12 protein-coding genes and 2 pseudogenes are annotated in these 12,505 nt (G+C 53.1%); 12 read left to right on the top strand and 2 right to left on the bottom strand.

Annotated features, from left to right (window positions below):
• The first annotated feature begins 174 nt into the window (after window positions 1–174).
• The 6 genes and pseudogenes from C7J97_RS13920 to C7J97_RS13895 all read left to right on the top strand — a co-directional run bounded on the left by C7J97_RS13920 (window position 175) and on the right by C7J97_RS13895 (window position 5,860).
• Window positions 175–1,077 carry a LysR family transcriptional regulator gene (locus tag C7J97_RS13920; protein ID WP_113993316.1) on the top strand — a complete coding sequence of 301 codons (903 nt, stop codon included), beginning with the start codon at window positions 175–177 and terminating at the stop codon, window positions 1,075–1,077.
• A gap of 230 nt (window positions 1,078–1,307) precedes the next feature.
• The gene (locus C7J97_RS13915; protein WP_015538303.1) at window positions 1,308–1,844 is read left to right on the top strand and encodes a flavodoxin family protein; all 537 of its coding nucleotides are present in this window, start codon (window positions 1,308–1,310) and stop codon (window positions 1,842–1,844) included.
• Window positions 1,845–1,877: 33 nt separating this feature from the next.
• A pseudogene (locus C7J97_RS13910) lies at window positions 1,878–3,039 on the top strand (iron-containing alcohol dehydrogenase).
• Between the two features lie 35 nt (window positions 3,040–3,074).
• Window positions 3,075–3,920: an aldo/keto reductase gene (locus C7J97_RS13905; RefSeq protein ID WP_113993315.1), complete on the top strand. Its 846-nt coding sequence runs from the start codon at window positions 3,075–3,077 to the stop codon at window positions 3,918–3,920.
• Window positions 3,921–3,992: 72 nt separating this feature from the next.
• Window positions 3,993–5,144, top strand: a complete 1,152-nt coding sequence (locus tag C7J97_RS13900) for an alpha/beta hydrolase (protein WP_242983534.1) — start codon at window positions 3,993–3,995, stop codon at window positions 5,142–5,144.
• A gap of 50 nt (window positions 5,145–5,194) precedes the next feature.
• The gene (locus tag C7J97_RS13895) at window positions 5,195–5,860 is read left to right on the top strand and encodes a flavodoxin (RefSeq protein ID WP_170126681.1); all 666 of its coding nucleotides are present in this window, start codon (window positions 5,195–5,197) and stop codon (window positions 5,858–5,860) included.
• Window positions 5,861–5,959: 99 nt separating this feature from the next.
• On the opposite strand, the gene C7J97_RS13890 is transcribed toward C7J97_RS13895, so the two are convergent.
• Window positions 5,960–6,193, bottom strand: coding sequence for a hypothetical protein (locus C7J97_RS13890; RefSeq protein ID WP_242983533.1), 234 nt, complete (start codon window positions 6,191–6,193; stop codon window positions 5,960–5,962).
• 16 nt (window positions 6,194–6,209) lie between these two features.
• Between C7J97_RS13890 and C7J97_RS13885 the strand changes: the two genes are divergently transcribed.
• The 4 genes and pseudogenes from C7J97_RS13885 to C7J97_RS13870 all read left to right on the top strand — a co-directional run bounded on the left by C7J97_RS13885 (window position 6,210) and on the right by C7J97_RS13870 (window position 9,354).
• Window positions 6,210–6,965 carry a prolyl oligopeptidase family serine peptidase gene (locus C7J97_RS13885; RefSeq protein ID WP_242983532.1) on the top strand — a complete coding sequence of 252 codons (756 nt, stop codon included), beginning with the start codon at window positions 6,210–6,212 and terminating at the stop codon, window positions 6,963–6,965.
• 121 nt (window positions 6,966–7,086) lie between these two features.
• Window positions 7,087–7,968: an alpha/beta hydrolase gene (locus C7J97_RS13880; RefSeq protein WP_181823404.1), complete on the top strand. Its 882-nt coding sequence runs from the start codon at window positions 7,087–7,089 to the stop codon at window positions 7,966–7,968.
• 29 nt (window positions 7,969–7,997) lie between these two features.
• The gene (locus C7J97_RS13875) at window positions 7,998–8,351 is read left to right on the top strand and encodes an alpha/beta hydrolase family protein (protein WP_242983531.1); all 354 of its coding nucleotides are present in this window, start codon (window positions 7,998–8,000) and stop codon (window positions 8,349–8,351) included.
• A 1-nt stretch (window position 8,352) separates the two neighbouring features.
• Window positions 8,353–9,354: pseudogene (locus C7J97_RS13870) on the top strand (aldo/keto reductase).
• Between the two features lie 312 nt (window positions 9,355–9,666).
• On the opposite strand, the gene C7J97_RS13865 reads toward C7J97_RS13870, so the two are convergent.
• The gene (locus C7J97_RS13865; protein WP_113993308.1) at window positions 9,667–10,035 is read right to left on the bottom strand and encodes a helix-turn-helix domain-containing protein; all 369 of its coding nucleotides are present in this window, start codon (window positions 10,033–10,035) and stop codon (window positions 9,667–9,669) included.
• A gap of 457 nt (window positions 10,036–10,492) precedes the next feature.
• Between C7J97_RS13865 and C7J97_RS13860 the strand changes: the two genes are divergently transcribed.
• Both C7J97_RS13860 and C7J97_RS13855 read left to right on the top strand, forming a co-directional pair.
• The gene (locus C7J97_RS13860) at window positions 10,493–11,209 is read left to right on the top strand and encodes a sigma-70 RNA polymerase sigma factor region 4 domain-containing protein (protein WP_341458713.1); all 717 of its coding nucleotides are present in this window, start codon (window positions 10,493–10,495) and stop codon (window positions 11,207–11,209) included.
• Window positions 11,210–11,667: 458 nt separating this feature from the next.
• Complete coding sequence (locus tag C7J97_RS13855; protein ID WP_113993305.1) at window positions 11,668–12,342, top strand: type II toxin-antitoxin system PemK/MazF family toxin; 675 nt, start codon at window positions 11,668–11,670, stop codon at window positions 12,340–12,342.
• Window positions 12,343–12,505 lie beyond the last annotated feature (163 nt).

Genomic DNA, 12,505 nt, shown 5'->3' with positions numbered 1-12,505 from the left:
GGTGAATACTGAACACAAACCGTTCGATTTTGTTCTTATCAGCCACACGTACTATTGACTTTGCTTAATTGGTCTACAATCGCATACCGCTTATCTCGCTGGAACACTTCTTGATTTTAACACAATCGGATGTTATCCTATTCTTATAGAAATCTCCGAAGGGCAGGTGTTTTCATGTACAATCATCAGCTGGAAACCTTCATCCGTGTGGCGGATGCAGGCAGCTTCAACAAGGCGGCAGAGGAAAGCTACATCACGCCAACGGCCATCATCAAGCAGATCAACTTATTGGAAGATTCCCTTGGTGTCAAGCTGTTCGAGCGTACTCGCCGGGGACTAACACTGACCAAAGCAGGCCGTTCCATGTATCAGGATGCCAAGTACATCATTCAATACTGCCATGATTCTGTCATTCGTGCCCGGAACGCAATGCAGGAGGATTCCAACGTCATCCGCATTGGTTCCTCTCCCATGACACCTGCCCAGCTGCTCATGGAACTGTGGTCGAAAGTGCAGACCATCTGCCCGGACATCAAATTCCAGATTGTGCCTTTTGAAAACACCCCGGAAAATGCACGGGAAATTCTGGCGAACCTCGGCACGAACATTGATGTAGTAGGCGGCATCTTTGATGAAACGATGCTGCATCTGCGCAAATGTGCCGGTCTGGAACTGGTTCGCAGGCCGTTTTACTGCGCGGTTTCCATCCATCATAAACTTGCGGCAAAAGACCGCTTGCAGATCACAGACCTGTACGGCGAAAATCTACTGCTGATGCACCGTGGATGGAGCCACTATGTAGATGAACTGCGGGATGATTTATGGCAGCACCATCCACAAGTAAATATCGTGGATTTTGAATTTTACAGCATGGACATCTTCAACCGCTGCGAAAACACCAACGATGTGCTGCTGGCAATTCCGGGCTGGGCCAATGTCCACCCATTGCTGAAAGTGATTCCAGTAGATTGGGATTACGGCATCCCCTATGGTATCCTGCACTCCCCGAATCCAACGCCTGCCGTTCAGCGTTTTCTGGATGCGGCTAAAATAGCCAGCAAGGAATTGTATAGCTGATACGCCACTGCAACGAGAAGCTGCTGCATGAGAAATCATGCAGTGGCTTTTTCTTTTTACAAAAGATGCACTTGACCTAAAGCTGACTCTAAGTGTTACAATCAGGGGGGTCAAGCAGGTTGTTTGAACCTTTGAGTTCAAACAAGTGAACAAAGTGGAGATTCCGGGAAATGCAGACTTGCGCTATACTGGAACCAGAAAAAGAGAGTACCTCAAAGGAGGAACGACCGATGAAGAAAGTATTGATTTTATCCGGCAGTCCCCGCAAGGACGGCAACTCCGACCTGCTGTGCAGTGAGTTTATGCGTGGTGCGCAGGAGAGCGGCAACGAAGTGCAAAAGATCTTCGTGCGCAGCAAGAAGATTGTGCCCTGCAATGCCTGCTATTACTGCCGCGACCACGGCGGCAAGTGTGCCCTGAACGATGACATGAGCGAAATTCTGGACGCAATGCAGGCGGCAGATGTTATCGTGATGGCAAGCCCAGTGTACTTCTACTCCATTGATGCACAGATGAAGATCATCATCGACCGCAGCCTTGCCCGGTGGACGAACATTCCGAACAAGGAGTTCTATTTCATCATGACCTGCGCGGACGATAACCGTGCTGCCATGGCCTGCACCTTGGAGTGTTTCCGGGGCTTTACCGCCTGCCTGAATGGTGCCAAGGAAAAGGGGGTCATCTACGGCACCGGCGTATATCGGCCCGGCGAGGTGATGTCCTCCCCAGCCATGAAGGAAGCCTACGAGATGGGCAAAAACGTCTGATTTCCCAGTTTTATATAAAGGAGTGTAACGGCTATGAATAATTTTCTGTTTGAAAACAAGACCAAGGTTTATTTCGGCAAGGGTGGCGTGAAGGAATATCTGGGCTGTCTGCTGGAGCACTACGGCGATACCGTGATGCTGGCCTACGGCGGCGGTTCTATCAAGCACAATGGTGTCTATGATGAAATCATCGGTATTCTGAACGCTGAGGGTAAGCGCATCGTGGAGTTTCCCGGCATCATGCCCAATCCCACCTACGCCAAGGTGCAGGGGGGGTGCAAAGCTGGCCCGTGAGAACCATGTGGATTTGATCCTTGCCGTGGGCGGCGGTTCCGTGTCCGACTGCTGCAAGGTGGTGTCCGCACAAGCCAAGGTGGACGAAGATTTGTGGGAGCTGGAAAACACCAAGCATACTCGTCCCACTGAGTTCATCCCGCTGGGCACCATCGTCACGGTGTTCGGTACCGGCTCCGAGATGAACAACGGCGCGGTCATCACCCATGAGGAAAAGAAGATTAAGGGGGCCCTGTGGGGTGCACAGGCCGACTTTGCTTTCCTCGACCCCACCTACACGTTGTCCGTTCCCATGAAGCAGGTCATTTCCGGTGCGTTCGACACCCTGAGCCACGCGATGGAAACTTACTTCGGCAAGCCGGACGAGAACAACCTCTCCGATGACATCAACGAAGCCGTCATGCGCAGCGTCATCCGCAACATCCGCGTCCTGTTGACCGACAAGGACAACTACGAGGCCCGCAGCGAGCTGGCATGGGCTTCGGCTATGGCCGAAAACGGCATCCTGAAAATCGGCAAGGTCACCGACTTCCAGTGTCACATGATCGAGCATCAGCTGGGTGCCTACACCAACTGCAACCACGGTGCTGGTCTGGCGGTCATTCACCCGGTGCTGTACCGTCACCTGCTCCCGGCCAACACCGCACGGTTCGCCCGCTTTGCACAGAACGTCTGGGGCATCGACCCGGCGGGCAAATCCGAGCTGAAACTGGCACAGGCTGGCGTGGAGGCTCTGACGGCCTTCATCAAGGAGATCGGGATGCCCACCACCTTTGCAGAACTGGGCATCCCTGCCGACACCGACCTCAAGGCTGTGGCCGATTCCACCGTGCTGACCGGCGGCTGCTGCAAGAAGCTGAGCCGCGAAGAACTGCTGGACATCCTCAACGAGTGCAAGTAATCAAGGAACGAAAAATACAAAAGGAGCTATTTATTATGGAATTCATTACTCTGAACAATGGCGTCAAGATGCCGGCAGAGGGCATCGGCACTTTTCTGCTGACCCCGGACGAAGCTGAAAACGCTGTACTGAGCGCACTGAACGATGGTGCACGGCTTATCGACACCGCCAACGCCTACTGCAACGAAAAAGCCGTGGGCCGCGCCATGAAGAAGTCCGGTCTGCTGCGGGAGGAATTTTTCCTCGAAACCAAGCTGTGGCCGACCTTCTACACCGATGCCGATGCTGTGGACAAGACGCTGGCACGTCTGGACACCGACTACATCGATCTGCTGCTCATTCACCAGCCTGCCGGTGATTACGTTGCCGGTTATCGCCTGATGGAAAAGGCTTACAAGGAGGGCAAAGTCCGTGCCATCGGTCTGTCCAACTTCAACGAGGAGCAGATCAAAGAAATTCTGAGCATCTGCGAAGTCAAGCCCACCATCCTCCAGACCGAAGTTCACCCCTACGCCCAGCAGAAAGAACTGAAAGCCTTCCTCGCCGAGAATGACATGGTGATTCAGGCATGGTATCCGCTGGGCCACGCTGACAAGGGCCTGCTGGAAGAGCCGTTGTTCACCCGCCTTGCAGCAAAGTACGGCAAGAGCAACGTGCAAATTATTCTGCGCTGGCACATTCAGGCAGGCAATGTGGTCATTCCCGGCTCCAAGAACCCGGCCCACATCCACGACAACTTCGATGTGTTCGATTTTGCGCTGACCGATGCAGAAATGCAGGAGATCACCACGCTGAACAAGGATAAACGGTATTATGAGGTCACGGAGGATAAGCTGGCGGCATTCGCCACCATGTTTCCTCCCGTGGACGATCAGAAGTAAATTTCAAGCAGTTTGTAGCTGGGTGCGGAGAGTTTTTTGCGAAAAATGAACCAGATGAAAGGATAAATGAAGATGAATAAGATCACGCGCAAAAGTTTTCTGAAAGTTCTTGCCGCCACCATGGTGGGTGGTGCAGCCGCTTCCGCACTGACGGGTGCAGCGGCTCCTGTTTCCATTGACGAGACAAACGGCAAGGTAAGCCGCTGGGTAAAGAACAACCTGAACCCGGACGGCCCGCTGACGATTGCCAAGCAAGGAATGTTCTCCTCCGGCGGCACGGTCACGGCACCGGTGGCAGGCACTTATGATGCCACCACCAACTGGCTGGACACTACCCGTGCAGGCAACACCGCTCATGTGGATCACGCTAATGTTCTGTATCAAATCCCGGCAGACAGCAACGGTTGGCCGATGGTTTATCTGCACGGCTATGGACAGTCCCGCATGGGCTGGATAACCACCCCGGACGGCCGTCAGGGCTGGGCCGATCTGTTTCTGCGCAACGGCTACTCTGCGTTCTTGGTAGACCAGCCCCGCCGTGGTGAGGCTGGCAGTACCGCCCAGATGAGCACGGACGGTTTCCTCGATACTTGGTCTGCCGACTCCAAGGACTACAAGCCCGGCGATCAGGCGTGGTACACCCACTTCCGCATTGGCCGCGTTGCCCCGGAACGGTACGAAGGCTCCCAGTTCCCGGAGGGCGATGCTGCACAGAATCAGTTCTTCCGCCAGATGACCCCCAACACCGGCGACTTCGATCAGGCAGTTGCTGCCGCCGCACTGGGCGAGGTGATGAAGGACGTGCAGACCCTGACCGGCCACAAGTCCATTTTCGTCACCCACTCGCAGGGCGGTGCAGTCGGCTGGGATGTGCCCGCCGACAACATTGCCGCCATTGTTGCCATTGAGCCGGGCGGAACCCCTGCCATCGGCTCGGAGCAGTACACGAAACTGCTGAGCGCAGGTATTCCAATCGCTATCTACTTTGGCGATTACATCGACAACGGCCCGGAAGATATCATGTCCACCAGCTTCTGGCGGCAGGTACGGGACGGCGCACTGGCCTTTGCCGCCCAGTACAATGCCGATGGCGGTGACTGCACTGTGGTCGATCTGCCGAAAATCGGCATCACCGGCAACTCCCACTTCATGTTCCAAGAGCTGAACAACAAAGAGATCGCTGATCACATTTATCAGTGGCTGGAGAGCCGCGCACTGGCATGAGCGGTTCTCTGAGATTCCCGGCATTTTACATAGATAGAGGCGTGTTTCGTATGAAGAATAAAATTTCCCGCCGCCAGTTTTTGCAGGTTGCTGGCGCATCTGCTGCCGCCCTGCTGCTGGCTTCCTGCTCCGGCAATTCCGCTAGCAGTGTGAGCAGTTCTTCTGTGGCTTCCAGTGAAGCCGCATCCAGCGCGGCTGCTTCTTCGGAAGCTACCAGCACGGTAACGACTACGGGCAAAACACTGGTGGTGTATTTCTCCGCCACCGGCACTACACAGGGCGTAGCGCAGACCATCGCCGACACCGTGGGTGCTGACCTGTTTGAAGTCGTTCCGTCTGACCCCTATACCTCCGATGATCTGAACTGGACGAACAATGACAGCCGCGTTTCCCGTGAACACAACGACGAGGGCCTTCGTGCTGTGGCTTTGGAAAACACCGATGTGGACGGCTGGGACGATTACGACACCGTGTTCATCGGCTACCCCATCTGGTGGGGCATTGCCGCATGGCCCATGAGCAGCTTTGTTGCCGCCAACGATTTCTCCGGCAAAAATGTTGTTCCGTTCTGCACGTCCCTTTCCTCTGGCATCGGCCAGAGCGGCAAGCTGCTGGCAGAATTAGCGGACGCCGGCACTTGGCTGGACGGCCAGCGGTTCAGCCACAGCAGCAGTGAAGCTGACATTGCAAGCTGGGTAAATAGCCTGAACCTGTAAGCAGAGCTTTTGTGCGAGGAGAATTTTCTCTTGCGGTAATTTTTGAAATCCAGATAGGCAAGCAACAGATCGGCCTGCCCGAAAAAGAACCTGCTATCTTCACAAACTTCCATCATTGAGGAAGTGTTCCATATTCCTCCTTCTTTGTTGCAGGGAAAGCCGGGACGGAAACGTCCCGGCTTTCCCATTTCCCTGATTTTTGCGAGGTGATTTTATGCGCAGCGTGATTTTCGCGGTTTCCACCGCTTTGACCGTTTTATTATCCGCCTGCACCGGGGCGGCATCCTCTGTGCCAGTCAATACGGTTTCTTCGGTTTCGGCCAGCACATCCATCACGACCTCGTCCGAAGTGGATTCGGCTGTTTCGGAGAGTGCTTCTTCGGAAACCGGAAACATCCAGACTGGGCTTGTCCGGGAGCAGACATTGGACAGCACTGAGGGGCTCATCCATTACAGCTACTACCTGCCGGAGGATTACGACCCCACCCGGAGGTACCCCATGATGGTGGTCATGCCCGGCTATAACATGATGTGGTTCGGGGAATCTTCCTCCGGCAGCAATCTGGACTGGACGGGGTTCACCAGCTGGACGAACCTTGGACAGGATATGATCGTAGTGTCTGCCCAGCTCACCGACTGGGGCGACACTTCGGCGCGGCAGGCCATCGCTCTGACGGAGTATTTCATCAATCACTTTGCCGTAGATACCACCCGCATTTACGCCGCAGGCTACTCGGCTGGCGGCGAAACCATGTCGCGGGCAGTTGCCATGCGGCCTGACCTGTATGCAGCTTATCTGCATGGAGCATCCCAGTGGGACGGCGGTTTTGCGCCCATTGCAGAAAACGGCGTGGCGGTCTACATCTACATGGCGCAGGGCGATGAATACTACGGTGTGCAGAAAGCACGGGATGCCTACAACGGTCTGCACGATGCTTACGCCGCCGCAGGCTGGACGGATGAACAAATCGACACCGTGCTGCAAATGCAGACCCCGGACAACGCCTTTTTTGATGCGCAGGGGCTTCACGTCTACCATGCTGCCGCAAATGTTGTCTTTGATAATGCCGATATTCTGAACTGGATCGTTTCCAAACACAAGTGATAGGAGAGAAATTTTGAACCGACGGCAATTCACAAAACTTCTGGCGGGTGCAGGGCTGCTTCTGGCAGGCTGCCGGGCAGGTGCTGCACCCAGTTCCTCCACCCCGGAAAGAAAGGATTCCATGCAAACGACCACCCAAACTTATACCCGCACCACGCCCATCGAAACCGTACGGAATGACCCGGTTTTCGGTGATTATGGGCGGCTGATCTTCCCTGTGGAACGCTCTTATTACAGCGGCGACACGCTGGAGCAGCTGCATCTTACCTACTATAACAACATCGACCCGGACGAAACAGTGGACATCTGCAACACCCTGCGCCAGCGTGCAGCGGACGGGCAGACCATCTTTTACGATATTTACACCGAGGACGAAAAAGCCGCCGACCCGGACAAAGCTGACACCGGCTTATTCTACTTCAAGGGTAATCCCGGCGCAAAATTTTCCATCTGCAACGCAGGCGGTGCGTTTGCGTATGTGGGGGCCATGCAGGACAGCTTTCCTCATGCACTGGAACTTTCCCGCAAGGAGTACAACGCTTTTGCGCTCATCTACCGCCCCGGCGCACAGACCGCCTGCGAAGATCTGGCACGGGCCATTGCATTTGTCTTTACCCATGCGGAGGAACTGGAAGTAGACACCAGCGGCTACTCCCTCTGGGGCGGTTCTGCCGGGGCACGGATGGCGGCGTGGCTGGGCAGCTACGGCACGGCATCCTTCGGTGAACAGGCGTATCCGCAGCCGGGAGCCGTCGTCATGCAGTACACCGGGCTGGGGGAAGTCTACGGCAACGAGCCGCCCACTTATGCCTGTGTGGGTGACCGGGACTACATCGCAGACGAACGCGTAATGCGCTGGCGCATTGAAACCATCCGCTCTCAGGGCACCCCTGCCGAGATCGAAGTCTTTCCGGGCCTTGCCCACGGTTTTGGCTTGGGCACCGGCACCTCTGCCGAAGGCTGGCTCGATCATGCCGTAGCGTTCTGGGAAGAAAACACCTGAAACCGTGAGGAAACTGTTATGACGAAAAAATGGACTGCACTGCTCTGGATGAAAGCTATGTACCCGATGCGCTGGATGCTGTTCCGGCTCACGCTTCGGCGGCGGGCATGATCTATTCGTTCTATGGGCGGCTCAGCGTGGGCAACATGGACCCGGACTGGCTGGCCGAGGGTGATCTGCCGCCAACATTCTACGTTTACGGCACGGAGGACCCCTTCTACCGCCAATTCCAGCAGCAGTATGATGTGATTCGGAATATGGGCATTTCCACCGGACGCATCGTGCTGAATGGCTGGCCCCACGGCTTTGGCTCGGATGGCGGCTGGGTGAACGATTACGCCGCATGGCTGGAAAGTGTTTTTGCAAATAAGGAGGAATTTTAACATGAAGTATCGTACTTTGGACAGCGACCTGACCGTTTCTGCTGTTGGTCTGGGCTGTATGGGCATGAGCCATGCCTACGGCGCACCTGCCAACAAGAAGGAAATGGCCGAACTGCTGGCGCAGGCCGTGGGTATGGGCTATACGTTCTTTGACACCGCCGAAGTCTACGGCACACCGGATAATCCCCACGACAACGAGGAACTGGTGGGTGCTGCCCTGAAACCCTACCGAGATAAAATTGTTCTGGCGACCAAGTTCGGCATCCATTTTGACATGACCAGTACGGCAGTCAACAAGCCGCTGGTGCCGGATTCCCGCCCGGAAGTTATCCGTGCATCGGTAGATGCCTCCCTCAAGCGGCTGGGCACCGACCATATTGACCTGTATTATCAGCATCGACTTGACCCCAAGGTGCCCATTGAGGAAGTGGCCGGTGTAATGGCTGACCTGATTCGGGAGGGCAAGATCACTCACTGGGGCCTTTCGGAAGCCACCGAGGAGACCATCCGCCGAGCACACGCAGTCTGCCCGGTAACGGCCATCCAGAACCATTACTCCATGATGGCCCGCTGGTACGAAAGCCTGTTCCCGGTTCTGGAAGAACTGCACATTGGTTATGTGGCATTCTCGCCGCTTGCAAACGGTTTTCTCTCCGGCAAATACGATAAGACTTCCAAGTTTGAAGCAGGCACGGACTACCGCAGCGTCATGCCGCAGTTCCAGCCAGACAGCATTGACCAGAACCGCGCCCTGCTGGAACTGTTACACCGTCTTGCCGCCGAGAAAAATGCAACACCTGCCCAGATCTGACTGGCGTGGATGCTGTGCAAAAAGCCTTATATCGTACCAATCCCCGGCACCCGGAAACTTAACCGTTTACAGGAAAACGCCGGTGCAGCGGATATTGTGCTGTCTGCCGCAGAAGTGGCGCTGATTGACGAAGCACTGGCGCACATGGAAATGTCGCATGTGTTTGGCGGGAGCCGCATTGTGAAAGAGTAAGACAGCATCTTTGACGATGAGCTTCAATAGATCATGCGGAGGTAATTGTTTTTGATATGTGCGGCTTTTCAACGAGGGTGATCCTATCAATTTCTATGCCGTCTTATGTCTTACTCCGCAAGAGTTGTATGACACGCTGGAAAATGATCTCGCGGTTGAAAAAGAGGTGCAGAATCCGCAAAGAGATTGATTTCGGCTAAATTATTGTGTAATTCATTTGCTTTTCATTTGTTTTTATGGAGCATTCTGATACAATATTGCGTATTCAGACAAAAGAACGCCAGAAAGGTCCGTAACGTCCTCGCTGGCGGTTCAGGTGTTTTTGTTCTGCTCCGAAAATTCTGTCAAATGGATTGCAAGCGATCTTGTTGCTTCCAGCAGTGTTTTCCGCATTTCTGGTGGACAAGCAAGATAGATTGCATCCCATTCTCGGCACTCACTTTCCAATTCTGACAGATTTGGATTGATGATTGAATCCAAGGAAAGGGGTAGGACATGGAGGATTGCACTCAAAATGTCAAAAGAAGGATTTTGCTTTCCGTTTTCAATATTGGCGATATACTTCACCGAAACATGGCTTTTTAGTGCCAGCTGATCTTGTGTCATTCCCATTGCTTTTCGGGCAGCCTTTATCTGCTTTCCTAAAGCAATCGCATCCGCATCCGCATTCGGCATCATCATCACCTCAATAGTATTGTATCGTTCTTGCGGAAAGAACGGTATAACATCATCATTCCAGTGATTTTGTCCTATCGTGCCGATGTGTTATATTGCGCCAGCTTCCCGCCATGGGAGGCTGGCGTTTTTGCGCTTTTGGAGCCAAAGTGCCGCAGTCCACCGTTTCTCCTATGATACAGCAGCAAACTTTATATTTGGGAGGGAAAGTCATGCTCGATCATAAGAAGGAAGCGATTACGGAACACTGGCAGTTTTGCCCCAAGTGCAATATAAAGCTCTATCGAATGACCGCCGACTGCACTGGATTCATCCACATAAAATGCTGGCGTTGCCGGGAAATGTTATGGCTCAACCTTTCCATTCGAGCCAAGTAAGCATTGGTTTCATAAAAATCGGGTGCAACGCACTCTGAATATGGACTGTTAGCACCGAGCAACGGGCCATTGCCACATGGCAATGTATGAAACGTAGCACCAAATGGCCGGGCAGCAGCTTGACTGAAAGATTTTCGCTTGAAAATCCTTCGGTTGGCTGTTGTCCGGCTATTTTTTATAGCTTCAGATGGCCTGCTCCCGAAAAGGAGCAGGTTTTATGTTTGCCCTCTTTTCGTGGCTGCCCCAAGCGGCGAAATATCCGTAGCATCTCCGAATTTTCGACTTCTCACGTTTTATCGAAAATTTGGAGGTTACACATGGGCTTTAATTATGGTTTGGAAAAGAAGAATTTTGACCGTCAGTGGGCTATGTTGCGCAAGCAGTACGAGGACGCTGGCATGAGCGCTGGCATGAGCATCGAAGCGATTCAGACAATGTACGAATATGACTGGTCTGTTTTCAATGCTGCGCGTTCTTACCAGAACCACACGCAGGAAATCACCGCTCCGTCCTTTGAACAGGGCGAAGAATCCTACTCGCCCCTTATGAACAAGTATCAGGAAGCCGTTTCCGTTACGGATACCTACCGCGAAACCAAGAGCCGCTTCACATGGATCGGAGAAATTGAGAATGAACGGCTGTTGTCTGCTCTTGAAAATTTGTCGGAAGATGACCTCAAACTTTTGACGCTCTACGCCTATGAAGGCTACAACGAGAGCGAAATTTCTAAAGTTTTTTATGTCTCACAGCCTGCAATTCATAAGAGAATCATGAAAATTTCTATATTTTTGAAGAAGTTTTGATTTTTGGTTATAATTTGGCCTTTCTCGATGCCTACCAAGTGAAGGGACAATTTTCCAAGCGGCATCTGCCGCAGGGCAAAGCGTCCGACCTCGCGCACCTTGAAAACTGAATAGTTCCGTCATCTGGTACTCCGATAATGATACTTCCGTAATTCGCGGCCCGGTCACAAAGCAGACGGGGTGGCTGAAATGCCAATGAAGCGGTACAAGTCCGCTGCCAGATGTTTATGCCCCACTCGCAGGGAGCCGAGGGCGAATATGCGAGACCTTAACTTATTATCGCAATTTTCAAAACAGTGCCTATCAAAACGGCATATTTGCGATATGCAGTTTGCGGATGTTGCTTGGGCATAAAAAACGCAAACTGCTATAAATCAGGCGTGGCCGAATGCTGTTTTCGGTCTTCGTCCACGCCTGTTCTTTTACATATTCACTTTTACTAACACGGAGGTACAATTTTGCAGCAAAACTGGAAATTCCAGCGTGGAGACATTTTCTTCACCAGTTTCGACAACGCCATCGGTTCAGAGCAAAGCGGGAATCGTCCGGCAGTCGTTCTTCAGAATGATGTGGGAAATTTTTACTCACCCACACTGATCGTAGCCACATTGACAAGCAAGTCAGCAAAAAAGTATACCCAGCCGACCCACTGCCTGCTGGTGAACGATTTTCTCTCCGTTCCGTCCATCGTTCAGGCAGAGCAGATCTTTACCATAGACAAAAGCAGGGTGCTGAAATTCCTCGGACACCTCACCCCGGAGGAAATGAGCCGGGTGGATGATGCTGTCCGTGCCAGTCTTGCCCTGAACCCGATGGGGAACATTCAGCGGCTTCCACCCATCATCCGCTCTACGGCGGCTTACGCACCGCCTGAGGTAGTTGACGGCAAGCCGCCCATCTATCCTTACACGCCCATCAAATCGTCCTTTGAGGACGCCGGGAGCGTTGAGGACATGATGCTGTACACCGAACTGGAAGCTGCGGTACACGCAATGATCCAGCGGCTGGAATATAGCTTCACGTTTAACCCCAGCCTGCTCACCATCCCGAAGCGTAAGCAGCAGGTTGCTGATATCCTGAAAGAAGCCGAAACGTATATCTGGAGGATCAAGGAAGAAATGAGATGCAGCTGAACGACAATAATGCCTTTATCAGTGTCAGCCCACCGTACAAATTCATAAAAGACGCACTGCCGATGAAATTCTGATATTCACAGGCATACCTCGTATAATAAAATAGTAGTATTTATAGACCGCTCTCCAGCGGAATGCTACAATAGTTTCAGGGTGCTGTGGA

It is taken from the genome of Faecalibacterium prausnitzii, from assembly GCF_003324185.1.
GTDB classification, from domain to species: domain Bacteria; phylum Bacillota; class Clostridia; order Oscillospirales; family Ruminococcaceae; genus Faecalibacterium; species Faecalibacterium prausnitzii.
This window is presented reverse-complemented; position numbering and strand designations above follow the sequence as displayed.

Excerpts from the sequence above, each read along its gene's own strand:
- C7J97_RS13895 (WP_170126681.1), top strand. The coding sequence starts at position 5,195 with ATGAAGAATAAAATTTCCCGCCGCCAGTTTTTGCAGGTTGCTGGCGCA.
- C7J97_RS13865 (WP_113993308.1), bottom strand. The coding sequence starts at position 10,035 with ATGATGATGCCGAATGCGGATGCGGATGCGATTGCTTTAGGAAAGCAG.
- C7J97_RS13875 (WP_242983531.1), top strand. The coding sequence starts at position 7,998 with ATGGACTGCACTGCTCTGGATGAAAGCTATGTACCCGATGCGCTGGAT.
- C7J97_RS13860 (WP_341458713.1), top strand. The coding sequence starts at position 10,493 with ATGAAACGTAGCACCAAATGGCCGGGCAGCAGCTTGACTGAAAGATTT.
- C7J97_RS13920 (WP_113993316.1), top strand. The coding sequence starts at position 175 with ATGTACAATCATCAGCTGGAAACCTTCATCCGTGTGGCGGATGCAGGC.
- C7J97_RS13905 (WP_113993315.1), top strand. The coding sequence starts at position 3,075 with ATGGAATTCATTACTCTGAACAATGGCGTCAAGATGCCGGCAGAGGGC.
- C7J97_RS13880 (WP_181823404.1), top strand. The coding sequence starts at position 7,087 with ATGCAAACGACCACCCAAACTTATACCCGCACCACGCCCATCGAAACC.
- C7J97_RS13890 (WP_242983533.1), bottom strand. The coding sequence starts at position 6,193 with ATGGATGTGCTGGCCGAAACCGAAGAAACCGTATTGACTGGCACAGAG.
- C7J97_RS13900 (WP_242983534.1), top strand. The coding sequence starts at position 3,993 with ATGAATAAGATCACGCGCAAAAGTTTTCTGAAAGTTCTTGCCGCCACC.
- C7J97_RS13915 (WP_015538303.1), top strand. The coding sequence starts at position 1,308 with ATGAAGAAAGTATTGATTTTATCCGGCAGTCCCCGCAAGGACGGCAAC.